Consider the following 25,760-nt stretch of genomic DNA (forward strand, 5'->3'; position numbering starts at 1 on the left):
AATTCCAGCGAAGGTGGGAAATGCAGACCAAATCTGGGGAAGCGTTCAATTCGGGTCCTTTCTTGGGCGCTCAGAAATGAGATTGTGCGCTTGCCCAACCGTGTAGTGCAATGCACACTGAGCGTACCCTGTACACCAAGGAGGGCGGTGAAGCGAGCCTTAAGGCGCGCTCCGACTTTTCATGATGATTCCTCCATCTTTCGAAGCAAATGGCAAGGAAAGCCGGGGGGCTGTTCGAGGCGGATGCTAGGCTCGTTGCATGTGGTTGCACTCTCTTACGGTCGGTGAGGCGCGCGTCACGTCGCTTTCCGACGGCTTTTTGCGTCTCGACGGTGGAGCGATGTTCGGCGTGGTGCCGAAGAACCTTTGGAGCAAATTGCACGCGCCCGACGAGCAAAACCGCGTCGCGTTGCGCATCAATCCGCTGCTGATCCAACTGGGTGGCAAAAACGTTCTCGTCGAGACGGGCATGTGGGATCGCGGCGGCGAGAAGTTCGAGGCCATTTACGGCGTCGAGCGCGACACGACCGTGTTCGACGGACTGCGCGCGATGGGACTCGCGCCGTCGGACATCGACCTCGTCATCAACACCCACCTGCACTTCGATCACGCCGGACGCAACACCACGGCGCTCGGCCGACCGACCTTCGAGCGGGCGCGCTACGTCGTTCAGGCGCAAGAGTTGCACGACGCTCTGCATCCGCACGACCGCGCGCGCGCGAGTTACATTCCAGAAATCTTCGAGCCGCTCGCCGAGGCTGGGGTCTTCGAGATCGTGGAGGGCGAAGCGGAGTTGCTCGCGGGGTTGTCGGTCTTGCCGCTTCCCGGGCACAACCTCGGCCAGCAGGGCGTGGTCCTGCGCTCGGAAGGGCAGACGCTCGTGTGTACGGCGGATCTCATGCCGACCCTCGCGCACGCGCCGTATCCGTACGTCATGGGCTACGACCTTTATCCGGTGACGTGCGTGGACGTTCGGCAGACCTACTTTCCGCGCTGGGCCGAAGAAGGCGCGATCATCGCGCCGCCTCACGATCCACGGATACCGTTCGCGAAGTTCGAGGCCAATCCGAAGGGGGGCTACGTCGCTCGACCGCTGCATTGACACCACGGCAAAAAAATCACGCGCTGTTTTATCGTGAAACAAATCACTTGGCTTACGATGTCCCCATGCGGATTCTCGTCATCAACAGCGGCTCCAGCAGCCTGAAGTATCGCTTCCTCGCCTCGAACGGCGAAGTGATCGCCAAAGGCTTGATCGAGCGCGTCGGCACGGACGTTCCGAACCACCGCGCCGCACTGGAGGCCGCGTTGCGCGACATCGACGTGCCGACCGTCGACGCGGTCGGTCACCGCGTCGTTCACGGAGGCGAGCGCTTTCGAGACGCCACGCCGATCACGCCCGACGTCATCGCCACCCTCGAGGAACTCACGCCGCTTGCCCCGCTTCACAACCCGCCGGGTCTGGAAGGAATTCGCGCCAGCCTCGACCTTTTGAAAGGCAAACCCAACGTCGCCGTGTTCGACACCGCCTTCCACGCGACCCTGCCGCCCGAAGCGTACTTGTACGCGCTCCCGTACGACTTGTACCGAGAGCACGGCGTGCGCCGCTACGGCTTTCACGGCACCAGCCACGCGTTCGTCGCCCGAGAAGCCGCCCGCATCGTGGAGCGCCCTCTCGAGACGCTCAAGATCGTGACGCTGCACCTCGGAAACGGCGCGAGCGCCACCGCCGTGAAAGGAGGCGTCAGCGTCGACACCTCCATGGGCTTCACGCCCCTCGAAGGGCTCGTGATGGGCACGCGAAGCGGCGACATCGACCCCGCCATCGGCTTGTGGCTCGCCGAACGCTTCGGCGCGGCGCAAGCGAACGACATTCTCAACCGTCGCAGCGGCGTCCTCGGCGTGTCGGGCGTCTCGAACGATCTGCGCGACGTGCACCGCGCGCGCATCGACGGCGACGAGCGCGCCCTGCTCGCGCTGCAAGTCATGGTGCACCGACTGCGCCAATACGTCGGGGCCTACGCCGCCGTGCTCGGCGGACTCGACGTATTGGCGTTCACGGGCGGCGTCGGCGAAAACGACGCCTGGGTTCGCGCGGAAGTGCTGCGCGGCTTGGAATTCCTGGGCCTTCGGCTCGATTCGAACGCCAACGAGCGCGGCGCGGCGCGCATCACGCTCGGCGACCTGCCCGCCGCGCTCGTCGTTCCGACCGACGAGGAAGGCGAGATCGCACGGCAGACGGCGGCGGTGCTGTCCCGGCGTTGACGGCGAGAATCGCTTACACTGCTCGTCATGAACCCTTTGAATACGCCGAAAGTCGTCGACAAACCTTGGGGTCGTGAAATCTGGTACGCCGATCAGGAGCGTTACGCGGGCAAGGTGCTCGAAGTCAACGCCGGAGCGCGCCTCAGCCTGCAGTACCACGAACGCAAGACCGAAACGCTGTACCTCCTGTCGGGCCGCGTTCGCCTCACGTTCGGAACGCTCGGTGCGGAACCCGAGGTGTTCGAGTGGACGCCCGGCCAAGCCGTGCACATTCCCGCCAACACCGTTCACCGCTTCGAAGCCGTCGAGAACAGCGTCTTGCTCGAGGTCTCCACGCCCGACCTCACGGACGTCGTGCGTCTCTCGGACGACTACGCCCGACCCGAGCGCGACTGACGTCCGAACGACGCTGCTTCGGTCGCCTCGCGCGGCGCGCGAGGCGACCGTTTCGTGTCGAGCCTTGTCCTCTCTACGCCAGCAATGAAGATCTCGTCGAAACGCGCGGGCGCTTCACGCGACGGCCACGTGACGACAAATTGGCGGGCCGTCGCGCCTGAATCCTGCCGATCCGTCCCATCCAAAGGCCGCTCTGCCGAGGAGCGCGGGCGACGGCGAATCGGTCCTTCGCGGAGTTTGCGTTCTTTTTCATGGTCGCGCCCGCCGGAACGGTTCAAGGTGAGCTATGTCTCACAATCGAACGCTGCGGCTCGGCCGCCTCGTCCTCGTCGCCTCTCTCGCGTTCTGTCCCTGGGCAAGTTCGACGGGCGCCCTGGCGAACGCGGTGACGACCGACACCACGACCGCGCGAACGCTGCACGCGAGCGTCAAGACGGTGTTCGAGGACGGCACGATCGTGCTGGAGGTCGGCGGTCGGCTCGTGCCCGTGCGACTCGACGGGGTCGTGCCATTGCCGGGCGCGTATCAAGCGATGCTCGCCGCGTTGCCGTCGGGCGTGCGCGTTCGCTACCAGGTCGTGAAGAAGGGTCCTCCCGCAACGGTTCTGCTGTGGCGAAGCGCGCTCACCTTGCAAGAAGAACTGCTCAAGAAGAAGGTCGTCTTGAAGCGTTGAAGCAACAATATTGCTTTTCCCTCTCTACATAGGGCCTCCCTTGCAATTCTGACTAGAATAAGAGTAGGATTTACGCGACATGTTGCGCTCGCATTCGAAGCTCGTTCTGCTCACCCCCGGCCCGACGCCCCTCCACGACGAAGCGGTGAGCGCCCTCGCTTTGCCGATGCTGGGTCACATGGACGCCGAGGTGCTGAACCTCAACGCCGAGATTCAAGCGGACCTGCGCGTCATGTACGGTGCTCCGAACGCCTTCACGGCCTTGCTGTCGGGCACGGGAAGCCTCGGGATGGAGGCGGGCTTCGCCAACCTCGTGGAAGCCGGAGACGACGTGCTCGTGCTCGTCAACGGCACTTTCGGCGCACGCATGGCCGAGATGGCCGCTCGGTACGGCGCCAACGTCCGCGTCGTGACCGCTCCGAGCGGCGAGGCGATCGATCCCGACGACGTCGCTCGGCACCTCGGACGCGCCCGCATGGTGGCCCTGGTGCACGGCGAGACGAGCACGGGCGTCCTCAATCCTTTGCCGGACATCGCGCGCATCGTGCGCGAAAAGTCCGACGCCTTGTTGTGCGTCGACGCCGTCACGACCGTCGGGATGGGCCCGTTCGACATGGAAGGCCTCGGCATCGACTACGCCTACACCGGCTCGCAAAAGTGCTTGTCGGCACCTCCCGGCGTCGCGCCCGTCGCGATTTCTCCGCGCGCCCTCGCCCGCTTCGACGCGCGGCGCACGCCGACGCCCTTGTGGTACTGCGACTTCGGCGGCTTGCGTGACTACTGGGAAAAGCGCTCGTACCACCACACGGTCCCCGTCAATTTGCACTTCGCCTTGCACGCCGCCCTGCGCGCGGCCTTGCGCGAAGGCTTGTACGCCCGTGCGGCCCGCGCGCGCGACGTCGGGTTTGCCGTGCTGTCCGCCCTTCAACCCGCGGGCTTCACGCCCTTCGTGCCTACCGAGGCGGCCCGTCTGCCCACGGTCCTCGCGTTGCGCCTGCCGCCCGGACTCGACGACGCCGCCGTGCGCGCCGAATTGCGGCGTCGCGGCATGAGCGTCACGGGCGGGCTTGGCGACACGGCGGGCCTCATCTGGCGCCTCGGGCTGATGGGGGAGAGCGCTCGGCCCCACCTGTACCGTCCGTTTCTCGCCACGCTCGAGGATCTGCTGGGTGAACGCGACCTCGTGCGGCGCTTCGACGCGGCCCTGTCTTTGCAAGTCGCGGCCGACTGACCCGCCGAGGCGCGTACAATTCCCGGCATGTACTTGCCCGCGCACTTTCAAGAAGACGATCCGGCAGCGTTGCTCGCCTTCATGCGGGCGCATCCGTTCGCCGTGGTCGTCACGGCGCCGTCCGGCGTGCCCTTCGCGTCGCACGTTCCGCTTCTGATCGACGAGGACGAGAGCGGTACGGTGACGCTGCGCTCGCACCTCGCGCGGGCGAACAAGCAGTGGACGCACTTCGAGGCGGGCGAAGTCCTCGTGATCTTCGGCGGTCCGCACGCCTTGGTACATCCCGCCTGGTACGAGTCCCAGCCCAACGTCCCGACGTGGAATTACGTCGTGGTCCACGCGTACGGAACGGCCACCTTGGTCCACGACGCCGAGCGAGTCCGCGACATCGCGTACGGGCTCGTTCGCGAGCACACGCCCGATATGGCGGCCGTCCCGGCGGACTTCGAACGACGCTTGCTCGCCGGGGTCGTCACGTTCGAACTGCGCGTCACGCGCCTGCAAGGCAAGTTCAAGCTCAGCCAGAACAAGACGGCGCTCGATCGCGAGCAGGTCGCCCGCCAACTCGAAGGGTCGGGCCGCGACGAGGAACGCGCCGTCGCCGCCCTCATGCGGGAGCGCGAATGAAACTGTCGCCCGTCACCTTGCGCGGCGCGCTCGTGACGCTCGAACCCTTGACGCTCGATCACGTGCCCGCCCTCGCCGCCGCCGCCGTGAAGGCGCGTGACGCGGCCGACATCACCTCCATCCCGCTCGGAGAGGCGGCGGTCACGGCCTACGTCCGCGCCGCCATAAGCGCCTTCGAGGCGGGCCGCGCGTTGCCGTTCGCGACCTTGAACGCTTCGGGAGTCGCCGTGGGCTCGACCCGCTTCGGCAACGTCGAGTTCTGGTCGTGGCCCGACGGCCGCACGTCCGTCACGCCCGACGCGCTGGAAATCGGATGGACGTGGCTGGTACCGACCGCGCGCCGCACGGGACTCAACCGTGAAGCGAAGCGGCTCATGCTGAGCCATGCTTTCGACGTCTTGCGCGTCAAGCGCGTGACCCTCAAGACCGACGCGCGCAACGCGCGTTCGCGCGCCGCCATCCTCGGCATCGGCGCGACGTTCGAGGGCGTGCTGCGCGCCCACGTGCCCGCCGTGGACGGCGGCGTGCGCGACTCGGCGATGTACAGCATCCTCGCGGCCGAATGGCCGAACGTGAAACGGCGTCTCGAAGCGCGTTGAGGCGCGTCAGCCGCCCATGCGGCCCGAGCGGATGACGTCCGCGATGACGGGCGGCAAGTTCCAGGCGACGATGTCGAACGCCGCGGCGTGAAAGTCGTACGGAATCTTGTGCAAGCTGACCTTGACGTCGCGGTCGATGTCCACGATGGCGACGTCGGCGCCCGGCTCGGAGTTCAGCGACAAACCGACCGAACCGGGATCCACGATGAACGTGTCGCCGACTTTACGAAAGAACGGCACGTGCGTTCCGCCGCACACGAGGATCTTCGCGCCGAGATTGTCGATGATGTTCTGCAGTTGCCGGTCGTCCGCGAGCAGGTCGAGTCGAGCGTCCGGATCGTGCGGGGAGCCGTGGAAGTACCGAACGCGGCCCGCCTTCGTCATGACGCGCCCTCCCGCCGGAAGGCGCCGCAGGAAATCGAGCTGTTCGGGCGTCAACATCGTACGCGTCCACTGCAGCGTCTCCTCGGCGACGCCCGAGCGCCCCGAGCGTTCCGCGAACCCGAAGGCGACGCGCGCGTCCGAAGAGCCGAGCGAGCACACCCACTCCTCGCGTTCGATCAAGTCGATGACCGCTCCCGGAGAAGCGCCGTAGCCGACGAGGTCGCCGAGAATGAACACGCTCTCGACTTCTTGATGCTCCAAGAAACGCTGCACCGCGCTCAACGCTTGGATGTTGCCGTGAATGTCGCTGAGGAACGCCAATCTCAAAGTGCTTTCACTATACGCTACGTGCGGCGCTTCGAAGACGACATTTTTCATGGTTGTTTCATCCCAGCGCGGCGCGCGCTAGCATGGCGACGTGCCGATTCTCATCGCCGCCTTGGCCCTCCTGCTGGGCGCCGCGCTGGCGGGCTGCTCGATTCCCTTGCCGTGGAGCTTTCTCGCGCCCGTTCCGCTCGCGTTCCTGTTCGCCTTCGTGGCCGCCGCGCCAACGCCCAAGAACGGCGCTTGGCGCGCGTTCCTGGCGGGCTTCGCGTTCTTCACGCTTCACCTCATGTGGCTGCCCGAAAGTTTCGGCGCGGGATTCGGGCCGTTCGGCGTCGTGATGTTCCTGCCGGTCTTCGCGTTGCTCGGCGTGTTCGTCGCGCTGCTCGCCTTCGTGACCTCGAGCCTCACGAGTGCGTGGTGGGCGCGCGTCTGGCTGCTCGCCTTCGGCTGGGTGCTCGTCGAGTGGCTGCGTCACCTCGGGCCGCTCGCCTTTCCTTGGGGCACGCTCGGCTACACGACGCTGCCCACCCCCGCCGTGCAAATCGCCGACCTCGGCGGCGTGCTGTTGCTGAGCCTCCTCGTCACGTCGACCGGCGCGACCCTCGCGATGCTCGTGCGCCGTGAGTGGCGCCCGCTCGTCCCCATGACCTTGCTGTGGCTCGGCGCGCTGGGTTACGGCGCCAGCCGCACCTTGCCTCAAGGCGAGCCCGGACGGGCCTTGCTGCTGCGCACCACCTTCGCGCAATTCGAGAAAGTCTTCGACTTCGACGCGTACTGGAATCAGCAACTCGCCCTCACGTCGCAAGTCCAGCCGGGCGAGCTCGTCGTGTGGAGCGAGACGTCCGTGCTCAGTCCCGCGTGGATCGACCGTCTGCCCAACCGCCCGATGATCACCGGCGTCAACTACAGCAATTCCGACGGCTCGTGGTCGAACTCGGTCATCTCGTGGAACGACGGCGTTCTCGCCCGCGGAGACAAAGTCAAGCTCGTGCCATTCGGCGAGTACTCACCGCTGGCGCGCGAGCTGCGGCCCGTGTACGACTTCTTCTACACCCGCTTCGTCGGAGCGCCCTTCACAGTTCGCCGCCCGGGTACCGACATGCGGCCGCTGCCGCTCGAAGGCCGCGCGTATGGAGCGTACATCTGCTACGAAAGCGTCTTCGGCGCGCTCACGGCCAAACTCGCCCGAGAAGGCGCCGAGGTTCTCGTCAACGTCTCGAACGACGGCTGGTTCAATCCGCTCGGCGTCGCTCAGCACTTCGCGATGGGCCGCGTGCGCGCCATCGAGACGCGTCGCTACGTCCTGCGCTCGGTCAATCTCGGCGTGGCGGGCGTCGTCGATCCGCTCGGTCGGCCCGGCACGACCTTCGACGGGCCGAGCTCCGGCGTCGTACACGCCCGCTTCGACTTCCTGAGCGCCGAAACGCCGTACACGCGTTTCGGCGACTTGCCGGTCGTGCTGCTGAGCGCGGCGCTCGCCCTCGCGACCCTTTTTTTGGCGAGGCGCGCGTCACCTCAAGAATCGTCCAAACAACGCTTGTGGTATCGCGGGCGCGGTGAAGGCTAACATGAAGTCGGTCAAGTCAGCCAAGAGGTGAAGAGCATGCGAACACTTCATCGACCCCGACGCGAGGTGCGCGCTTGAAAGCGCCCGTCTTGCACCTGCCCGTTCTCGTCGTCACGCCGCACAATTCCGGGCACGCGCCCCTCGACATTCTCGCGCAGATGCTCGGCGCGGCGGCCTTCGACCGTACGACCCGCGAAGCGAAACTCGAGCACCTTCTGCACGCCGCCGAGCCCTTCACGGACGTGATCTTCCACTCGGCGCGCGCCCGCATGTGGCACGCCGGAATCTCGCCGTTCGTCGTGGACGTCGCCGAGGACCGCGACGACGACGCCCTCAACGGCGCGCCGGGCGGCGTCATTCCTTATGCCGACACGCTCCTGCGTCCTCTGTACCCGCACGGCTTCCACCTCACGACCGAGGAGCGCGAAGACCGCTTGCGCCGCTACTGGGATCCGTTTCACGAGGAGATCGAACGGACGATCGCGCGTCACAAGGTGCGCATGATCGTCACGGGGCACGCCATGCACACGCTCGGTCCGATCGGCTCGCACGACGAGGGACGGCGTCGCCCCGCCCTCACGCTCGTCACGGGCGGCGACGCCTTCGGCGACAAGCGCACGGGACGTCCCGTCACCGTCGACGCGTCGACGGCACGCGCCCTCCACGGTTTGCTGGAGTTGCACTTCGGTTCGCTCGTCGCCGCGACGCGTGACGTGCCGCGCGAAGTGGCCCTCAACGTTCCCATCGCCGGCGATCCACTCGCCGTTCGCTACGCGACGCGACCGCGCCCCGTGCCCGTACCCGCCTTCGGAATTCTGCTCAACCGCGCCCTCTTCCTGCGCGGCGATCAGCCCGACGACGTGCGCGTGCGCGCCCTGAACGCCGCGTTCGAAGCGTTCTTGCGAGACGCGACGCGCGTCGTTTTGGATCAAGACGTGGCGTGAATCGTTGAAGGCGTCGCGTCGCCGTGAGCGCGTGAAGTGCGCGTGAGCGCCCTGCTAGAATGCGCGCGTGTATACGAACCGGCGAGCGCATTTTGAGTACGAGCTGCTGGAGCGCTTCGAGGCCGGCATCAGCTTGACGGGCAGCGAAGTCAAGAGCATCCGCGCGGGCGGCGTGGACTTCCGGGACGCTTTCGCGCGGCTCGTGAACGGCAATGTCGAACTCGAGGGGTTGTACATTCCTCCGTACAAGGACGCGACGTACAACAACCACGAGCCGCGTCGCACACGCCGCTTGCTGCTGCATCGCGAAGAGATCCGAAAGTTGCAACGCTCCTTGGAGCAAAAGGGGTTGACGCTCGTTCCCACGAAGTTGTACGCGAAGGGGCGACGCTTCAAAGTGGAACTCGCCGTGGGACGCGGCAAGAAGCTGCACGACAAGCGGGCGTCCGAGCGCGAGCGTGAAGCGAAGCGGGAGATGCGCGAAGCATGAAGAGCGCCCGCATCGCCCTCACCGCCTTGATCGGCGTGGCGGCCCTCGTCGGCGCGGCCTTCGCGCAATTCACGACGTCGCGCGTGACCCTTTTCGGACGAGAAGCGCCCAGCGTCGTGCTCGGCGGCGGCGAGTACGTCCTGGCCGACACCGTGGCAGGATCGCTCGTCGTGTCGCGCTCGGGCGAAGTCGTGCGCGTCGAGGGCTTGGGCCGCGTGCTGTTGCTGCCGCTCGACCGTGACGCCGACCGCGCCGCGACGACGTTCAACACGGTGCAGCTCGGCACGCAACGCGTGCAGGCCCGCACGGCCACCTTGCTCAACGATAACCTCTACCTGCCGCTCGACACGTTGGCGCGCGGTCTCGGCGCTCAGTACTCGCCAGGTTCGTTCGCCCTGCCCGAACCTCGGCTGTCGGCCGTTTCGTCACGCGCGGGACGCGACGCCGACCGGCTCGTGCTGGACTTCAACCGCGACGTGCGCTACGAGACGACCGTTCAAGACGCCACGCTTCGACTCACGCTGCGCGGCGTGCAAGGCAAGGCGGGCGCGTACACGACCCGTGGAACGTTTCTGCCCCGCGTCAACCTCGCGCGCTCGGGCACGGATCTCGTCCTGACCGCGCCGCTTCCGGCGGGCAGCGGATACCGCGTGTACCGCAGCGAGCGCGGCTCGCTCGTGCGCCTCGTCCTCGACGTCGGGCCGGGCGTGCAGGCGGGCGACGTGAGCTTGCAGCAGCGGCTGAGGCGACCGCTCATCGTTCTCGATCCGGGCGCTCCGAATCCGGCGAGCGGCCTCGGGGACGTCGCGCTCGAAGTGGCGCGCGAAGCGGGCGAACTGTTGACCAAGGCGGGCTGGCAAGTGCGCCTCACACGATCGGGCGCGACCGCCGCGTCGATGAACGCTCGCCAAGACCTCGCGCGGCAAAGCGACGTGTTCCTGACGCTCGACGTGGGCCGCTTTCCCGGCAGCGACGCGAGCGGCCTCACGGTGTACGAAGGCGGCGGCGACAGCGACCTCGTGCTGACGTCCGCGCTGCGCGACAAGGAATCGGCGAACGCGCTGCAGCGCCTCGCCGTCGCGAGCCCCGGCTCCACGCGGCGCCTCGCGCAACTCGTGGAGAACGAGCTGAAGGTCGGCGGCGTGCAAGCTCGGCGCGCGACGGTCCAGCGGGCGCTTCTGTTACGCGAATCGCCTGGCGTGTCGTTGCTGCTGGAACTCGGCTGGTCGTCGAACGAGGCGGACGCGGCGCGCCTTCGAAACGCCGATCGCCGAGACCGTCTCGCGGCGGCGCTCGCGCGCAGCGTCGCCACGTACTTGCTGAGCCGCCTCGGCGCGGCCGGAGGCGCGTCGTGAGGCAACTCCTGACGCCCTTCAACCTCCTGAGCTTGCTGCTGCTCGCCGCCGCCGCGTACGCGTATCAAACCGTGCGAATGCCGCCTCCGACCCCTGCCGCGCCGCAATACGCCGACGAGGACAAAGGCCAGTCGACGAACGTGACGCTGTACTTCGCGGCGAAGGACGTGCAGTCGTACGTGCCCGAGCGCCGGTCCGTCACGGTCGCTCTGCAAAACGCGCAGCAGACGGCGCAGGCGATGTCGGCGGCCTTGGTGGACGGACCGCGCAAGGACGGCCTTCGCCTCGTGCCGAGCGGATCGGACGTTCCCAACGTGTGGGTGCGGGCCGGGCACGTCATCGTGGACTTGCCGCCGAGCTACGCGAAGCTGCAGTACGGCGTGAGCGGCGAGCGCGCCTTGCTGTGCGGCTTCACGCGCACGCTGCTCGGCGTGCGCAACGCGCGAGACGTCACGTTCCTCGTCGGCGGGAAGAACGTCGACACGCTGCTCGGCTTCCTCGACTTGCGAGAGGCGTTCACGAGCGAGGACTGCCCGGATTCATGATCGATACGATCACCCTGCAAGGATTCAAGAGTTTCGCGGAGCGCGCCCGAGTGGAGTTCGACGGAGGCATCACCGCCATCGTCGGTCCGAACGGCAGCGGCAAGAGCAACGTCGTGGAAGCGATTCGCTGGGCGACGCACGCCGCGCGCGCACGCGAGTTGCGCGCCGGGAAGTCGACCGAGCTGATCTTTCACGGCTCGTCCGCCAAGGCGCCGCTTGGCTTCGCCGAGGTGACCTTGGAACTCAGCGGCGCGTCCGTCGGGCGCCTCGGCATCGCGCGGCGCGTTTACCGTGACGGCGCCGCCGAGCAAGACCTCGGCGGAAAGCCCGTGCGCGCGCGCGACGTGCACGCCGCCCTTCGTGGAAGCGGCCTCGGACCCGGCGGCTTGGCGGTCATCGGGCAAGGCGAGGTCGGTAGCGTCGTCACGGCGGACGCCCGCGCCCTGCTGGGCTTTTTGGAGGAAGCGGCCGGTTTGAGCGCCGCTTCCTCCGCGCGCGACGAGACGGTCGCCCGACTGGCCGAGGCCGACGAGGCGTTCGAGCGCGCGAAGCTGCTGGAAGACGAGGTGAGCGCCCGCGTGGAACGCCTCGCGCGCGACGCGGAGTCGGCGAGGCGCCACCGTGCATGGACGCTTCGCTCGCTCGCCTTGGAGGACGCGCTCGAGCGATCGCGCTCGGAGGCGTTGCAGCGCGAGGTCGCGTCCCTGCGGACGCGCGAGGTGGACTTGACGGGCGCCTCCGAAGCCCTCGCCGCCGAACTCGCCGAAGCGCAACGTCTTTCCGAGGGAGTGCGCGAGGCGCTCGCGGCCGCGTTGCTGGAGCGCGCCGAGCACCGCCAAGAATTGGAGTTGGAACGCGCCGCGCACGACGCCGCGCGTTCCGCCGCCGACTTGCTGGCCCGACTCGACGCCGAGAGCCGCCGCCTGCAATCGGAACGCGCCGAGCTTGCCACCGCGCCGCCAGAGCGCGCGGCGCCGAACGTCGAGGCGTTGGAGGCGGACGTGAAGCGCGCGCGCGACGAGGCGACGCGCGCGGAACGCTTCGTGCGTCTCGCCGAAGAGCAAGCGGCCACGGCACGCTCGGCGCACGCCCGAGCGACCGAGCGCCGAGCGCGCGACGAAGCTCGGCTGGCCACGCTGAACGCCGAACTCGAACGCGCCGAGCTCGTCTTGCTGGACGCACGCGGACGCTCGGAAGCCGCTTCGATCGCGCTTCAAAGTGCGCGTTCGAAGCGCGAGGCGCACGACTCGCGAGTCACCGGGGTGACGTCCGCCCTCGAAGAACTCGCCGCTCGGTTGCGCGCGCTCGACGCCGAAGCGAAGGCGCTTCAAGCGGCGCGCGAACCTTTGAAGCGCGAGCTCGCCCGTCTCGAGAGCGCGTTGTCGAGTTACGCACGCTTCGGCGAAGGGCCGCGCAACGCGTTGCGCAGCGGCTTGCCGGGCATCGTCGGTGCGGTCTCGGACTTGCTGATCGTGCCGCGCGAGTACGAGACGGCCGTCACGGCGGCCTTGGGCCGCCGCTTGGAGCAAGTCGTGGTGGAGGACGCGGACGTCGCCCGCGACGTCGTGGAGCACTTGCGCCGCGTGGGCGGCCGAGCGACGTTGCTGCCGCTCGACTTGCTGCGCGTTCGTCCTCGCCGCGACGGTCCACTCGCGCGAGACTCGGCGGTTCTCGGCAACCTCGCCGATTTATGCCCGAGCGATCCGGCGGTGCTGTCCGAGTATCTGCTCGCCGACACGCTGCTCGTGCGCGATCTCGGCAGCGCGACGCGCCTCGCGCGCGCTCATGCCTCCCGGCCGCGCCTCGTGACGCTCGACGGGGACGTGCTGGAGTCGGGCGGCGCCGTCACGGGCGGTCGCTTGCGGGACGCGGGCATGAGCGTCCTCGCCGATCAACGCCGCTCGACCGAACTCACAGCGGAACTGCAAGACGGCGACGCGCGGTCACGGCAACTCGAGAGCGAGGCCAGCCGCGCTCGCGTGGACTTCGCCGCGCTGGAGGTCGCCGTGGGCGACGCTCGGCGCGAACGCGACGAGGCGGTGCGCGCAGAGCGTGACGCGGAACGCCGAGCGAACGAGGACGCGGCGGCGGTCAAGGCCGCCACGGCGACGCTGAACGCCTTGCGCGCGCGCCTCGCCCCGAACGACGACGCGCGCGAGGAGACCTTGCCCGACCTCGGCGGCATCGAGGCCGACCTCGCGTCCGCACGAGGCGACGCGGAACGGGCCCGCGAGCGCGAGCGTTCGCTGCTGGCCGAACTCGGTGGCGCGCGCGAGCTCGCCGCCGCTTGGCGAGCGCACACCCTCGCCGTGTCGCGCCTCGAGACGCTCGACGCGCGACACGCCACCGTCCTCGCCGAGCGGGAAGCGGCGGCGAGGCGCTCAGGGGACGCGCACGCCGCGTGGCAGGAGCGTCGCGCGAACCTCCAAGCGTTCGACGGGGCGCGCGTCGAACGCTTGGAGCGCGAGCGGACCGAGTCGTCGAACCGCCTCTCGAACCTGTTGGCGCGGCAGAACAAGTTGCGCGCGGACCTCGAGGAGACGCGCCTCACGCTCGCTCGCCGTTCGGCCGCCGTGGAGGAGGGCGTGCCGGGCGCCATCCTTCCGGGGCTCGCGAAAGCGTGGAGCGCCGAACTCGCGACGTTGCGGCGTGACCTCGACGCGTTGGGTCTCGTGAACGCCCGAGCGGAAGTCGAGCATGCCGAGGAGTGCGCGCGCCTCGAAGCGTCGCGGGCGCAACGCGAGGAAGCGTGCGAAGCCGCCGAGGAAGTCAGAAGCGCTCTTCACGCGTTGGAGCGCGACACGCAAGCGCGCCTGGGCGTGGCCTTCTCGCGCGTGGAGCGGTCCTTCTCGTCATACGCGGCCGAGTTGCTGGGAGGCGTGGGCGAACTGCACGCGGAGCGCGACGATCGCCATTTCCTGGTCGGCGTGCGGCTCAGCGTGCAGCCCCGAGGAAAGCGGACGCGGGCGATGAACTTGTTGTCGGCGGGCGAGCGGACGATGGCGGGGCTCGCCTTCCTGTTCGCGCTCGGGCACGCGGCGGAAGAGCGTGGCTTGCCGCTCGCCGTACTCGACGAGGTGGACGCGCCGCTCGACGAAGCGAACATCCGGCGCTTCACGCGTTTTCTGGAGGTGTTCGCCGCGCGCGGTACGCAGTTCATCCTCGTGACGCACCAAAAGGCGACGATGGAGGTGGCGAGCTCGCTGTGGGGTGTGACGACGGACGCGAGCGGCGCGTCGCGCGTGCTGAGCATCCGCTCGAGCGCGGAATTGAGCGCTTGACAGAGCGAAGGGAAGAAGGACGAGTCTCGAGACTCGTCCTTCTTCCCTTGCTCGTTCACGCGGCTTGATCGTCGGGTTTGAGGGCGGCGAGTGCGGCGCGCAAGTGCTTGTAGACTTCGCGTTGAGCGCCGAGATCGGCGGGCAGTTCGAAGCGCAGTTGCTCGATGGCTTGAACGAGGTGGGCGCCGCCGGGCGTGCGCTCGGGTTCGGGCCGGGCCCACTCGGGCAGTTCGGGCTCGCGAACGGGGGTGCGCTTGGCGTCGTCCCACTCGACCCACGACATCGGCAAGTCGTAGAGGTAGCGGCCCACGCCGAAATGAACGGCGCAGCGCTTGAGTGCATCGCTGGCGGCCGCCTTGAGGGTGCCCGCCTCGCCTTCTCCCGCCTCGCCGATGTCCTCGCGTGTCACGCCGAGGACGGTGAGTCGGCCCTTGACGGTCGGGGTGGGCGTGCCGTCGATAGGGGTGATTTCGAAGTGCCAGTCGTTGGGGCAGACGGCGTCGAGCCGGTCCATGACGGCGCGAGCGTCCACGTACGCGACCATCAAGGCGCGCTTCTTGTCCTTCGTGACCGCTTGCGGCTTGAAGTCCACGAGGTGCGTCGGGAAGGGGGCGCTGAGTCTGCGTTGGACATCGCTCAACTTCATGTATTTAGTTTACAACAGAATGGCGTTTCGTTCAAGGCAGAATGCATGTAAGGTCTTACGGCAGTCGATTAGGGCTCTGAGAGTTCCCCTGCTTGCGGGCACGGACTGAAACAAAAAGATCACACGTCAGTATTATAGTGAATATTTTCACTTGCTGCGTAATTTTAAGGGCGCTGGTCAAAGCGCCCCCGAAGTCATTCGCGCAACGCCAAACCCACCTCGGCGAGTTGACCTTCGTCCACGGAACCCGGCGCCTCCACCATGAGGTCCACGCCTCGATTGTTCTTCGGAAATGCGATGACTTCGCGAATGGACGTCGCGCCCGACATGACCATCACGAGACGGTCGAAGCCCCACGCGATGCCGCCGTGTGGCGGCGTGCCGTACCCGAGGGCGTCCATGAAGAACCCGAACTTCGCGCGCGCCTGCTCCTCGCTGAATCCGATCGCCGTGAACATCGTCGCTTGCACCTCGGGCGAGTGGATGCGCACCGAACCTCCGCCGATCTCGAAGCCGTTGAGGACGAGGTCGTACGCCTTGGCGCGAATCTCGCCTTGCCGGTCCGTGCCGAAGAGAGGCAAGTCCTCGTCGTGCGGCGCCGTGAACGGATGGTGCATGTACGTCCACGTGCCCGTCTCGGGATCTCGGTCGAGTTGAGGAAAGTCGGTCACCCACAACATCGCGAACTTCGGACCGTTCGCGGCGAGGTCGAACAAGTCGCGGAGCGCCAATCGGACCGCGCCGAGCGCCTCAACGGCCGTGCGCCAAGCCCCCGCCGAGAACAGCAGCGTCCCGCCCTCGGCGAGCCCCGTGCGCGCGATCAGCTCGCTCGCCTGCGCGCCGACGAACTTGCTGATTCCGCCCGTGAGCGAATTTCCCTCGCGCTTGGCCCAAGCGAGACCGCGCGCTCCGTTCTGCTTGGCGACGCGCTCCAACTCGTCGATCTGCTTGCGCGTCAATTCGGGCGCCGCAACGACCTTCACGACGCCGCCGTTCGCGACGGCGTCCGCGAAGGCTTTGAACTCCGCGCCGCCGAAAACGTCGGTGACGTCGGCGAACTTCATATCGAAGCGCACGTCGGGCTTGTCCGAGCCGTAGTCGTTCATCGCGTCCGCGTACGTCATGCGAGGCAGGGGAGACGGCAACGCCTCGCCCAGCACCGTCTGGAACACGTGGCGAAGCAGACGCTCGTTGAGCGCCAAGATGTCCTCTTGATCCACGAAGCTCATCTCCATGTCGAGCTGCGTGAAGTCGGGCTGACGATCGGCGCGCAAGTCCTCGTCACGAAAGCAGCGCGCGAACTGGTAGTAGCGGTCGACGCCCGCGATCATCAACAACTGCTTGAACAACTGCGGACTTTGCGGCAGCGCGTAGAACTCGCCTTTGGAAAGGCGGCTCGGCACGAGGAAGTCACGCGCGCCTTCCGGCGTGCTCTTCGTGAGCATCGGCGTTTCGACTTGCAAGAAGCCTTCCGCGTCGAGAAAGCTTGTCAGCGCGGCGATCACCTTGGACCGCAAGCGAAGCTTCTCGAACATCTCCGGGCGGCGCAAATCCAAGTAGCGGTACTTCATGCGAATTTCCTCGGAGACGCGCTCGCCTTGCTCGAGCTCGAACGGCGGCGTCTTGGCCTCGTTGAGGATCTGGAGGCGCTTCGCGACGACCTCGAACTGTCCGAGGCCTTCCTTGCGCTGCGACTCGGGTCGAAGGCGAAGTTCGCCTTCGATTTCCACCACGAATTCCGCGCGGACCTTTTCGGCTTCCGCGAACGCGGCCGAGTCGGGTTCCACCTCGACTTGCAGCACGCCCGTGCGGTCTCGAACTTCGAGGAAGATCAGCTTGCCGAAGTCGCGTCGCCGCGCCACCCAGCCTTGCAGCGTCACCGTTTGCCCGAGTTGTTGTTCGCCGACGCTGGCGACGTACCCGCTTCGTTTCATCGCGTTCCTCCTAGAATGTCGTTCAAATTCGCTTGAGGTACGTCGCGCACCTCGCCGCTTTCGAGGTTCTTGAGGCTCACGCTGCCGCGCGCCGCCTCGTCCGATCCGAGCAGCGCGAGAAAACGCGCTCCCTTTTTCGCCGCGTCCTGCGCCGCCGCGCCAGGCTTGCGGGCCTTCACGGCGAATTCCGCGCGTCCCACCGCTCGGACGCTCATCGCCACCTTCGCCGCCGCCGCCAGCAACTCCTCGTCGAGCGCCGCCACGAACAGGAGCGGCCCGTCCGCGCTCGGCAAGGCCACGCCTTCTTGCTCCAACGCGAGCAAGGCGCGCTCCACGCCGAACGCCCACCCGACCGCCGGGGTGTGCGCCCCGCCGAGTTCCTCCGCGAGGCCGTCGTAGCGTCCGCCGCCGCCGAGCGCGGACTTCGCGCCGATGCGGTCGTGGTGGATCTCCCACGCCGTGCGGCGGTAGTAATCGAGGCCGCGCACGATACTCGGATCCACCTCGTACTTCACGCCCCACGCGTCGAGGTACGAGCGTACCGCGCTGAAGTGAGCGCGCGCGTCGTCACCGAGGAAGTCCAGCATCGCCTTGGGCTGAAGTTCGTCGATGAGGACTTGGTCGTCCTTGCTCTTGGAGTCGAGGATGCGCATGGGATTTCGAACGAGGCGGTCCTTCGAGTCCTCGGAGAGGCGCTCGGCGTGCCGCCCGAACAACTCCCTGAGGTAGGCGTTGTACTGCTCGCGGTCCTGGGGATCGCCGACCGATCCGAGCTTCACGGTCGTCTCCTTCACGCCGAGGCGCGCGTACACGGCCACCATGAGCTGAATCGCTTCCGCGTCCACGATAGGATCGGCGCTGCCGATCACCTCGTAATCCACTTGATGAAATTGACGGTAGCGTCCCTTTTGGACGTTCTCGGCGCGAAACATCGCTCCCGCCGTCCACAGGCGCAGCGGCGAGCCGAGTTGCTTGAGGCCGTTTTCCAGGTAGGCGCGCACGATCGACGCGGTGCCTTCGGGACGCAGAACGAACTTGTCGCGCTCCTCGAAGTACGAGACGGTGAACATCTCCTTGCGGACGATGTCGGTCGAGCCGCCCACGCCGCGCTTCACGAGGTCGACGGCCTCGAAGATCGGCGTTTCGACGAAGGCCGCGCCCGCACGTTCCAGCACGTCTTTCGCGGCGTCCACGACGAACGCGTGCCAACGCGCGCTCGTGAGCGGTTCTATTTTCGGTGAGCCGTCGGGCAGGTGGTCCAGCGTGCCCTTGGGCCGTTGCAACGAAGCCATGAAGGCGATTCTAACGCCTCACCGCAAATTCCGCCGAAAGAACGCGGTCACGCGCGCTTGAAACGTCGCGTCGGCCGCGCCACGAAAGGTGTGCGGCGCCCGGGCGTACTCGAAGCACTCGGCGCTCTTGCCCGCCGCCTTCAACTTCGCGCACGTCTCTCGCGCCCACCCGGCGGGCACTTGATCGTCGGCCGCGCCTTGATGCACGCTGAACACCGCGTTCGACAATCGGTAGAAGTGCGCGGGAGACACGGCGTCCGTCACGCTTCGCGGCGCGTCCAATTCCTCGCGTCCGCGCGTGCCCTTCGAAAACACGTAGAACACTTGACGGGCGTTCTTGCGGTCGTCGCCGCTCATCGCGCCGTACAGCACGACCGCCTTGATCTTAGGATCGACCACGGCGACGCGTTGCGCGATGCCGCCGCCCATCGAGTGGCCCCACAAGCCGACGTTGGCGGACGCTTCTCGCAGCGGCCCCGCCTGACCAGCGCTTTTCCGCACGATCGACGCGAGGTTGAGGACGTCACGCGCGTACTCGATGCGAAAGGCGCCGTCGGGCCGTCCTTGCGAAGCTCCGTGCCCACGGTAATTGGGGTGGATCACCAAAAAGCCCGCGCGGGCGAGCGCGTCCGCGTAACGCGTGGTGTAATCCAGCAATCGGTACGTCGACGGATCGACGTAGCCGTGCAGCACCAGCACCACCGGAAACGGCCCTTTGCCGCTCGGGACGTTCATGAAGCCCGCGACCTTCAAGTTGTCCGAATCCCAGCGCACCTCGCTGCGCGTGAAGGCCGCGTTTCGCTCTAGCACGCGCGTCACCGTGAACGCGCCCGATCCGAAGGTGTCGGCGCGTAGTTGCTCGATCGACGCGTACCTCGAAGCGGCGTTCACGCCGAGCAAGGCGTTGAGGGCGAGCACGACGCGCATGCCCTCACCGTACACCACGCCGCGTTCGGTTGCATGGAACGGGGGGCCGAAGGCCCCCGTTCCATGCAACTTCGATTCGACTTACTGCTTCACGCTGAACGGCAAGGCCGTCGAGTGCATGTCGCCGACTTCCACGAACAGGTACGATCCGCCCGTCGGGGTGTTGGCGGGCACCGTGAAGACGATTTGGCTGTCCGTCCAAGATTGGACGGCCGAAGCGGGCAGCACGAAGCCGCCCGAAGCGTCGGCGTTCGCGCCGATGCGAATGCGACCGGTCGCGGGACCGCCCAGGTAACGTCCTTGCAGCGTCACCGTGCCTCCGACGCTCGCGCTCTCGCTGACCTTCACGAGGACGGGCGTCACCGTGACACCGCGAATGGCCGCTGTCGGCGCGCACGACGCGAGGACGGGGAACAGCAGGGCGCCAATGATCAGCAGTTTCTTCATGCAAAGCCTCCGATTCGCACGCTCGACCTCGGGAACGTTCCCGAGGGATCGAGCCGCTCTCGAGGTCAGTGTATGATTCATTAGAATGGACGGTCAAACGGCGCCGCGCCGTGTATTACTTCTCGAAAATCCGCGTTCCGGTCAGTCGCTGACAGATCTGAGCGTGTTCACGTCGCTGTTGGAGGCGCGCGGCGTCGAAATCACGCTGCGTCCGCACTTGCCCGGCGTGCCCTTCGCGGATCTGCTCACGGACGTTCGCGCGTTCGACGCGGTCGTCGCCGTCGGTGGGGACGGCACGGCGTCCAGCGTGGCGTTCGCCATGCGCGGCTCGAACGTTCCCTTGCTCGTGTACCCGGCCGGCACGGCGAACCTCATCGCGCAGAACTTGCACTTGCGCGCCGACCCTGCTTTTCTCGCGGACGTGCTGCTGAGCGGACAGACGATCGTCACGGACCTCGGGCAACTGCACGCGGGCACGACGATGTGCGGCTTCACCCTCATGGCGGGCGTGGGCGCCGACGCCGTGATGATCAAGGATTCCGAGGAGCTCAAGCCGCGCCTCGGCGTCGGCGCGTACGTCGTGAGCGCCCTGAGGCAACTCACGCCGAAAGCCGTGAAGTTCAACGTCACCATCGACGGCCGAACGATCGAAACCGAGGGCATCAGCGTCGTCGTCGCGAACTTCGGAATGGTGAACTTCCGCCTTCCCGTCGCGAGCGGCATCGATCCGACCGACGGCGTCCTCAGCATCATCGTCGTGAAAGCGTCGTCGCCGCTTTCGCTCGTTCCGAACGTCATCGACTCGGTTCGCATGCGCTTCGGGCTCGGCGATCCCATGTTCGACGACAACCTCGAATTCTACGAGGGCCGCGAAGTGCACATCGAAGCCGAAGAACACCTTCCCATCCAATTCGACGGCGAGTCCTTCGGAGAGCGCTTGCCGCTCACGGCCCGCGTGTTGCCCGGCGCGGCGCGCTTCCTCACACACGTCGAACTCGACCGCATCACGACGTGAACCCATCCCAACGCCCGTTCGGTTACACTCGAACGTGATGCCCGATCTCAACCTCGAACTGCAAGAACTCGTCGCCGAGATGGAAGCGCGCCGAGCGAACGTCGTCGCAGGCGGCGGTCCCGACCGCGCCAAGAAGCAGCACGAAGGCGGCAAGATGACCGCCCGCGAACGCATCGAGCACCTTCTCGATTCCGGCTCGTGGCTGGAGTTCTCCACCTTCACCGAGCACGGCGGCGGCCCGCTGATGCGCGGCGTGGAAGCGCCCGGCGAAGGCGTCGTGACGGGACGAGGCACCATCAACGGCCGTCAAGTCTTCGTGTTCTCGCAAGACTTCACCGTCCTCGGCGGCAGCTTGGGCAAGATGAACGCCCAGAAGGTCACGAAGATCATGGATCTCGCCGCGAAGACGGGCTGTCCCGTCATCGGCCTCAACGACTCGGCGGGCGCGCGCATTCAAGAAGGCGTCGACAGCCTCTCGGGTTACGGCGAGATCTTTTACCGCAACGCGATCTACTCGGGCGCCATTCCGCAAATCTCGGCCATTCTCGGTCCGTGCGCGGGCGGCGCCGTGTACAGCCCGGCGCTCACCGACTTCGTCTTGATGAGCGAGGGCACGTCGTACATGTTCATCACGGGCCCCGAAGTCATCAAGAGCGTCACGCGCGAAGACGTCACCTTCGACGAACTTGGCGGCGCGCACGTCCACACCCGCCGTTCGGGCGTCGCGCACCTCGCCGGGCAAGGCGACGAGGACACCTTGCGTCTCGTGCGCAGCCTGCTCGCGTACTTGCCGCAAAACGCGAAGGAAAAACCGCCGACGCGTCCCACGAGCGATCCCGTCGACCGCGCGACGCCCGAACTGCTCGACGTCGTCGTGCCCGATCAACGCAAGCCGTACGCGATGCACGACGTGATCGAGAGCCTCGTCGACGACGCGACCTTCTTCGAGATCCAGCCGCACTTCGCGCGCAACATCCTCGTCGGCTTCGCGCACCTCGGCGGCAAGGTCGTCGGAATCGTCGCGAACAACCCGAAATTCATGGCGGGCACGCTCAACATCGACGCGTCCGACAAGGCCGCGCGATTCATTCGTACCTGCGACTGCTTCAACATTCCCATCTTGACGCTCGTGGACGTCACAGGCTTCTTGCCGGGCGTGGCGCAAGAGCACGCGGGCATCATCCGCCACGGCGCGAAGATGCTGTACGCCTACGCCGAGGCGACCGTTCCGAAGGTCACGCTCATCACCCGCAAGAGTTACGGAGGCGCCTACCTCGCCATGAACTCACGCGACATGGGCGCCGACGTCGTGTACGCGTGGCCGACCGCCGCCGTGGCCGTCATGGGCGCCGAGGGCGCCGCGAACATCGTGTACCGCCGCGAAATCCAGAAGTCCGACAATCCCGCCGCGACGCGCGCCGAGAAGATCAAGCAGTACAAAGACACCTTCGACAATCCGTACGTCGCCGCCGCCAAGGGGTACATCGACGACGTCATTGCCATCGAGGACACGCGCCGCGTCCTCATTCAGACCTTCGAGATGCTCGAGCACAAGGACGAGGCGCGGCCGTACAAGAAGCACGGCAACATCCCCCTTTGACGACAAAAGCGGGAGGAGGACCGACGGTCCTCCTCCCGCTTCGAAGTGCGGTCAGCGTGCGCCGAAGTCTTGAACCCAGTAGTGCTTGTAGGTGCTCGTGGCGTTGTAGACGTACCCGACGCCCAATTCGCGCAGCGACGCGTTCATGATGTTGCGGCAGTGACCGGGCGATTGCAGCCAGCCTTGCACGACTTGCTCGGGCGTCGTTTGACCTGCCGCGATGTTCTCGGCGAGCGTGCGGTACCCGGTGTACCCGGCGGCGACGACGCGTTGCACGAACGTCCGTCCGTCGAGGGAGGTGTGCGAGAAGTAGTTTTTCGCAGCCATGTCCGCCGCGTGGTTGCGCGCGGCGGTCGCGAGGTTGGCGTTCCACGAGAGGGCGGGCGCGGCGACGAAGCTCTCCGTGCCGCACACGCGCGCGACCGCGCGCGCTTGGTTGGTGAGCGTGAGAACGCGTTGCTCGAAGTCGCTCGGAGTGGGCGACGGCGTGGGAGTGGGGGTTGGCGTCGGCGTGGGCGTGGGCGTCGGTGAGGGAGCCGGAGCCGGGGCTGGCGCGTTCGCGGGCGCCGTCACGACGACTGGAATGTCCAAGAAGTTGCTGGGCGCCGCGACGAGCGTCGCGCGCACGACCGCCGTTCCGGCCGCGACGGCCGTGACGTAACCGCTTTGCGTGACCGTCGCGACGGCCGCGTTCGACGTGGTCCACTGCAGTTGGCCCGGTTGCGCGGGTTGACCGTTGATGGTGAGGTTGATTTGCGTCGAGGTGCCCGCGACGAGTGTGATCGTCGAGCCGATGGCTTGCGCGGCAATGCGGTCGACAGGCGCTCCGGCGGTCGGAAGCGGCAAGGTCGCCGTGCTGCACGCGGCCAAGGACAAGGCGAGTCCAAGGAGGATGAAAGGGCGCTTCATAAGCACCTTATTAAAGCGCGGATTTATCCGAGGATTCTATGAAAAATTTGAGGACGCTCATCCCGAGGTCCTCGGGCGTGAGAGGGGCGCTCACGAAGATCGTTCCTCTCACCCCTCGCTTCAGGCGAGTTCGGCTTTGCGCGCCGTCACGATTTTCTCGGTGACGTTCGCCGGGACTTCCTGATACCCGGCGGGCTTGACGGAATACCCGCCTCGGTCGCCCGTCATGGAACGCAAGTCCGCGCTGTACGTTTGAATCTCGGCGAGCGGCACGACCGCCGAGATGGTGATGACCGTTCCTTCGGGCTCCATGCCTTGCACGCGTGCGCGGCGCGTTTGCAAGTCGCCGATGACGTCGCCCGTGAATTGCGCGGGTACGCGCACCTTGAGCGTCACGATCGGTTCGAGCAAGGTCGGCCGCGCTTTTTCCATGGCGGCGCGAAAGCCGATGCCGGCGGCGGTCTTGAAGGCGATGTCGCTAGAGTCCACGTCGTGATACGACCCGTGGTACACGACGACTTTGACGTTCTGCACGCGGTACCCGGCGAGCGCGCCTTTTTGCCGAGCTTCCTCCACGCCCTTCTCGATCGACGGAACGTACTTGCTGGGAATGACGCCGCCGACGATTTCCGATGCGAACTCGAAGTCCTCGCTGCTCGGCGAGACGCGCAGCCAGCAATCACCGTACTGCCCGTGTCCGCCCGACTGCTTCTTGTGCTTGCCTTGCGCTTCCGCGACCGCCCGCACCGTTTCCCGGTACGCGATTCTCGGCGTGCGCCCGCTCACCTTCACGCCCATCATGGCGAGCTTCTCCATGGCGATCTCGAGGTGCGTGTCGCCCATGCCCGACAAAATCAATTCGCCCGTCTCGGCGTTGCGCTCGAAGTGCAGCGTCGGATCTTCCTCGAGCAACTTCGACATCGCCGCGCCCAACTTGTCCTCGTCGGCCCGCGTCGCGGCCGTCACGGCGACGCTCATCACGGGGTCGGGCAAGTACAGCGGACCGAAGTCGATCGGCGCGTTCGGATCGCACAAGGTGTCGCCCGTGTGCACGTCGGCGATCTTCGTGAGGGCGCCGATCATGCCGGCGGTGAGCTCGCCGACTTCCACGAGGTCCTTGCCGTTGAGCACGTACAAGTGCGCGGGTCGCACGTCCGCTCCCACGGTCGTGTTGCGAATCGTGTCGCCCGCCTTGAGCACGCCGCTCCACACCCTCACGTACGCGATCTTCCCGACGAACGGATCGATGGTCGTGCGCCACACGCGGGCGCTGAACTTCTCGTCGTCCGTCGGTTCGCGCTTTTGCCCGTCCACGCCCGTGAGCGCGCCGCGTTCCTGCGGCGAGCGAAGCCCTTGAGCCATCAGGTGCAGCAGGCACGACAACCCCACGCCGGAGAACGCCGAGATCGGCAGCACCGGGTACAGCAATCCGCCGTGCACCGCCCGCAAAAACGCCGCCTGCAACGCCTCGTCGTCGATGGGCTCGTCGGCGAGGTACGCTTCGGTGAGGGCGTCGTCCGTTTCAACGATGCTTTCAACGAGGGTCGTTCGGTACTCCTCGACGATGTCCGTCATGTCCGACGGCACGTCGCCGCTCGCGCTCGCCGTGTACGCTTTGCGCGCCAGCAAGTCGACGACGCCGCCGAAGCCCGCTTCGCGCCCGATCGGCAGGTACGCGGCGACGGCCGGGCCCTTGAGGCTCGTGCGAATGTCGGCGAGCACCGCGTAGAAGTCAGCGCGCTCGCGGTCCATCTTGTTCACGGCGATGATGCGCGGCATGTTGAAGTTCTCGGCGGTATTCCACACGCGTTCCGTGCCGACTTCCACGCCCGACACGGCGCTCACGAGGACGAGGCTGGAGTCCGCCGCGCGAATCGCTCCGCGAATTTCACGCACGAAGTCCGCGTAGCCCGGCGCGTCGAGCACGTTGATGACGACGCCTTCGTGCTCGATCTTGAGCACGGACGTTGTGATGGAAATGCCGCGCTTGCGCTCGGCTTCTCCGAAGTCCGACGCGGTCGTGCCGTCCTCGACGCGGCCCATTCGCTCGCGCGCCCCGGTTTTCGCCAGCAACGCTTCCGTGAGACTCGTTTTACCGACGCCGCTATGACCGATGATCGAAACATTCCGAACACGCATCGAACCACCTCGCGAACACAGGAAAGAAGGCGACGGGCCAAAAAGCTGACTTGGAGGCACTTGTGGTGAGTGAAGTGTACACCGCGCGCTTCGAGTTGGCGTCGAACCCCGCGCCGAGTCTGACCGCCGCGAAGCGAGCGTGCCCGAGGCGACGGTGCCTTCGCGGC

Annotated in this window: 23 protein-coding genes; 15 read left to right on the forward strand and 8 right to left on the reverse strand. The window is 66.7% G+C overall.

Annotation, left to right across the window (positions count from 1 at the left end; translation table 11 throughout):
• Positions 1-259 precede the first annotated feature (259 nt).
• The 7 genes from DES52_RS12940 to DES52_RS12970 all read left to right on the forward strand — a co-directional run bounded on the left by DES52_RS12940 (position 260) and on the right by DES52_RS12970 (position 5,791).
• Positions 260-1,102 (forward strand): MBL fold metallo-hydrolase, encoded by an 843-nt coding sequence (locus DES52_RS12940; protein ID WP_170131045.1) that lies wholly within the window; start codon positions 260-262, stop codon positions 1,100-1,102.
• 65 nt (positions 1,103-1,167) lie between these two features.
• Positions 1,168-2,265, forward strand: coding sequence for an acetate/propionate family kinase (locus tag DES52_RS12945; RefSeq protein ID WP_110887244.1), 1,098 nt, complete (start codon positions 1,168-1,170; stop codon positions 2,263-2,265).
• Positions 2,266-2,292: 27 nt separating this feature from the next.
• Entirely contained in the window at positions 2,293-2,661 is a 369-nt protein-coding gene (locus tag DES52_RS12950) for a cupin domain-containing protein (RefSeq protein WP_110887245.1), read from the forward strand.
• A gap of 286 nt (positions 2,662-2,947) precedes the next feature.
• Complete coding sequence (locus DES52_RS12955; RefSeq protein WP_110887246.1) at positions 2,948-3,334, forward strand: hypothetical protein; 387 nt, start codon at positions 2,948-2,950, stop codon at positions 3,332-3,334.
• Between the two features lie 79 nt (positions 3,335-3,413).
• A complete protein-coding gene (locus DES52_RS12960; RefSeq protein ID WP_110887247.1) occupies positions 3,414-4,565 on the forward strand; it encodes an aminotransferase class V-fold PLP-dependent enzyme in 1,152 nt (383 codons plus the stop codon).
• 27 nt (positions 4,566-4,592) lie between these two features.
• On the forward strand, positions 4,593-5,192 hold the full coding sequence (locus DES52_RS12965) for an FMN-binding negative transcriptional regulator (RefSeq protein ID WP_110887248.1): 600 nt from the start codon (positions 4,593-4,595) through the stop codon (positions 5,190-5,192).
• Complete coding sequence (locus DES52_RS12970; RefSeq protein ID WP_110887249.1) at positions 5,189-5,791, forward strand: GNAT family N-acetyltransferase; 603 nt, start codon at positions 5,189-5,191, stop codon at positions 5,789-5,791. Before DES52_RS12965 ends, DES52_RS12970 begins: the two co-directional genes overlap by 4 nt.
• A gap of 6 nt (positions 5,792-5,797) precedes the next feature.
• On the opposite strand, the gene DES52_RS12975 is transcribed toward DES52_RS12970, so the two are convergent.
• Positions 5,798-6,502: a metallophosphoesterase family protein gene (locus DES52_RS12975; protein ID WP_110887403.1), complete on the reverse strand. Its 705-nt coding sequence runs from the start codon at positions 6,500-6,502 to the stop codon at positions 5,798-5,800.
• Positions 6,503-6,593: 91 nt separating this feature from the next.
• Between DES52_RS12975 and lnt the strand changes: the two genes are divergently transcribed.
• From lnt to DES52_RS13005, 6 genes are all read left to right on the forward strand, one after another.
• Positions 6,594-8,069, forward strand: a complete 1,476-nt coding sequence (gene lnt, locus DES52_RS12980) for an apolipoprotein N-acyltransferase (protein ID WP_110887250.1) — start codon at positions 6,594-6,596, stop codon at positions 8,067-8,069.
• 74 nt (positions 8,070-8,143) lie between these two features.
• The gene (locus DES52_RS12985; protein WP_110887251.1) at positions 8,144-9,013 is read left to right on the forward strand and encodes an N-formylglutamate amidohydrolase; all 870 of its coding nucleotides are present in this window, start codon (positions 8,144-8,146) and stop codon (positions 9,011-9,013) included.
• 67 nt (positions 9,014-9,080) lie between these two features.
• Complete coding sequence (gene smpB, locus DES52_RS12990; RefSeq protein WP_110887253.1) at positions 9,081-9,503, forward strand: SsrA-binding protein SmpB; 423 nt, start codon at positions 9,081-9,083, stop codon at positions 9,501-9,503.
• Positions 9,500-10,858, forward strand: a complete 1,359-nt coding sequence (locus DES52_RS12995; protein ID WP_110887254.1) for an N-acetylmuramoyl-L-alanine amidase — start codon at positions 9,500-9,502, stop codon at positions 10,856-10,858. Before smpB ends, DES52_RS12995 begins: the two co-directional genes overlap by 4 nt.
• Positions 10,855-11,403, forward strand: coding sequence for a GerMN domain-containing protein (locus tag DES52_RS13000; protein ID WP_110887255.1), 549 nt, complete (start codon positions 10,855-10,857; stop codon positions 11,401-11,403). Before DES52_RS12995 ends, DES52_RS13000 begins: the two co-directional genes overlap by 4 nt.
• On the forward strand, positions 11,400-14,684 hold the full coding sequence (locus DES52_RS13005; protein ID WP_110887256.1) for an AAA family ATPase: 3,285 nt from the start codon (positions 11,400-11,402) through the stop codon (positions 14,682-14,684). Before DES52_RS13000 ends, DES52_RS13005 begins: the two co-directional genes overlap by 4 nt.
• Before the next feature lie 55 nt (positions 14,685-14,739).
• On the opposite strand, the gene DES52_RS13010 is transcribed toward DES52_RS13005, so the two are convergent.
• From DES52_RS13010 to DES52_RS13030, 5 genes are all read right to left on the reverse strand, one after another.
• A complete protein-coding gene (locus DES52_RS13010) occupies positions 14,740-15,330 on the reverse strand; it encodes a Rad52/Rad22 family DNA repair protein (protein ID WP_110887257.1) in 591 nt (196 codons plus the stop codon).
• Positions 15,331-15,524: 194 nt separating this feature from the next.
• Positions 15,525-17,264: an aspartate--tRNA ligase gene (gene aspS, locus DES52_RS13015; protein ID WP_110887258.1), complete on the reverse strand. Its 1,740-nt coding sequence runs from the start codon at positions 17,262-17,264 to the stop codon at positions 15,525-15,527.
• Positions 17,261-18,556, reverse strand: coding sequence for a histidine--tRNA ligase (gene hisS / locus DES52_RS13020; RefSeq protein WP_110887259.1), 1,296 nt, complete (start codon positions 18,554-18,556; stop codon positions 17,261-17,263). Before hisS ends, aspS begins: the two co-directional genes overlap by 4 nt.
• Before the next feature lie 18 nt (positions 18,557-18,574).
• Positions 18,575-19,483: an alpha/beta hydrolase family protein gene (locus DES52_RS13025; RefSeq protein WP_110887404.1), complete on the reverse strand. Its 909-nt coding sequence runs from the start codon at positions 19,481-19,483 to the stop codon at positions 18,575-18,577.
• An 81-nt stretch (positions 19,484-19,564) separates the two neighbouring features.
• Complete coding sequence (locus DES52_RS13030) at positions 19,565-19,930, reverse strand: IPT/TIG domain-containing protein (RefSeq protein WP_110887261.1); 366 nt, start codon at positions 19,928-19,930, stop codon at positions 19,565-19,567.
• An 85-nt stretch (positions 19,931-20,015) separates the two neighbouring features.
• On the opposite strand from DES52_RS13030, the gene DES52_RS13035 reads away from it, so the two are divergent.
• A complete protein-coding gene (locus tag DES52_RS13035; RefSeq protein WP_110887262.1) occupies positions 20,016-20,945 on the forward strand; it encodes a diacylglycerol/lipid kinase family protein in 930 nt (309 codons plus the stop codon).
• Between the two features lie 37 nt (positions 20,946-20,982).
• A complete protein-coding gene (locus tag DES52_RS13040) occupies positions 20,983-22,545 on the forward strand; it encodes an acyl-CoA carboxylase subunit beta (RefSeq protein WP_110887264.1) in 1,563 nt (520 codons plus the stop codon).
• 51 nt (positions 22,546-22,596) lie between these two features.
• Here the strand turns inward: DES52_RS13040 and DES52_RS13045 are convergent, their stop codons facing one another.
• Positions 22,597-23,454, reverse strand: a complete 858-nt coding sequence (locus DES52_RS13045; protein WP_170131046.1) for a CAP domain-containing protein — start codon at positions 23,452-23,454, stop codon at positions 22,597-22,599.
• 120 nt (positions 23,455-23,574) lie between these two features.
• Complete coding sequence (locus tag DES52_RS13050; protein WP_110887266.1) at positions 23,575-25,593, reverse strand: elongation factor G; 2,019 nt, start codon at positions 25,591-25,593, stop codon at positions 23,575-23,577.
• Positions 25,594-25,760 lie beyond the last annotated feature (167 nt).

It is taken from the genome of Deinococcus yavapaiensis KR-236 (assembly GCF_003217515.1).
Lineage (GTDB): Bacteria > Deinococcota > Deinococci > Deinococcales > Deinococcaceae > Deinococcus_A > Deinococcus_A yavapaiensis.

Excerpts from the sequence above, each read along its gene's own strand:
- DES52_RS12970 (WP_110887249.1), top strand. The coding sequence starts at position 5,189 with ATGAAACTGTCGCCCGTCACCTTGCGCGGCGCGCTCGTGACGCTCGAA.
- DES52_RS12965 (WP_110887248.1), top strand. The coding sequence starts at position 4,593 with ATGTACTTGCCCGCGCACTTTCAAGAAGACGATCCGGCAGCGTTGCTC.
- DES52_RS13010 (WP_110887257.1), bottom strand. The coding sequence starts at position 15,330 with ATGAAGTTGAGCGATGTCCAACGCAGACTCAGCGCCCCCTTCCCGACG.
- DES52_RS12955 (WP_110887246.1), top strand. The coding sequence starts at position 2,948 with ATGTCTCACAATCGAACGCTGCGGCTCGGCCGCCTCGTCCTCGTCGCC.
- DES52_RS13030 (WP_110887261.1), bottom strand. The coding sequence starts at position 19,930 with ATGAAGAAACTGCTGATCATTGGCGCCCTGCTGTTCCCCGTCCTCGCG.
- DES52_RS13025 (WP_110887404.1), bottom strand. The coding sequence starts at position 19,483 with ATGCGCGTCGTGCTCGCCCTCAACGCCTTGCTCGGCGTGAACGCCGCT.
- DES52_RS12960 (WP_110887247.1), top strand. The coding sequence starts at position 3,414 with ATGTTGCGCTCGCATTCGAAGCTCGTTCTGCTCACCCCCGGCCCGACG.
- DES52_RS12995 (WP_110887254.1), top strand. The coding sequence starts at position 9,500 with ATGAAGAGCGCCCGCATCGCCCTCACCGCCTTGATCGGCGTGGCGGCC.
- DES52_RS13045 (WP_170131046.1), bottom strand. The coding sequence starts at position 23,454 with ATGAAGCGCCCTTTCATCCTCCTTGGACTCGCCTTGTCCTTGGCCGCG.
- DES52_RS13050 (WP_110887266.1), bottom strand. The coding sequence starts at position 25,593 with ATGCGTGTTCGGAATGTTTCGATCATCGGTCATAGCGGCGTCGGTAAA.
- DES52_RS12940 (WP_170131045.1), top strand. The coding sequence starts at position 260 with ATGTGGTTGCACTCTCTTACGGTCGGTGAGGCGCGCGTCACGTCGCTT.
- DES52_RS13040 (WP_110887264.1), top strand. The coding sequence starts at position 20,983 with ATGCCCGATCTCAACCTCGAACTGCAAGAACTCGTCGCCGAGATGGAA.
- hisS (WP_110887259.1), bottom strand. The coding sequence starts at position 18,556 with ATGGCTTCGTTGCAACGGCCCAAGGGCACGCTGGACCACCTGCCCGAC.
- aspS (WP_110887258.1), bottom strand. The coding sequence starts at position 17,264 with ATGAAACGAAGCGGGTACGTCGCCAGCGTCGGCGAACAACAACTCGGG.
- DES52_RS12945 (WP_110887244.1), top strand. The coding sequence starts at position 1,168 with ATGCGGATTCTCGTCATCAACAGCGGCTCCAGCAGCCTGAAGTATCGC.
- DES52_RS13035 (WP_110887262.1), top strand. The coding sequence starts at position 20,016 with ATGGACGGTCAAACGGCGCCGCGCCGTGTATTACTTCTCGAAAATCCG.
- DES52_RS12950 (WP_110887245.1), top strand. The coding sequence starts at position 2,293 with ATGAACCCTTTGAATACGCCGAAAGTCGTCGACAAACCTTGGGGTCGT.
- DES52_RS13005 (WP_110887256.1), top strand. The coding sequence starts at position 11,400 with ATGATCGATACGATCACCCTGCAAGGATTCAAGAGTTTCGCGGAGCGC.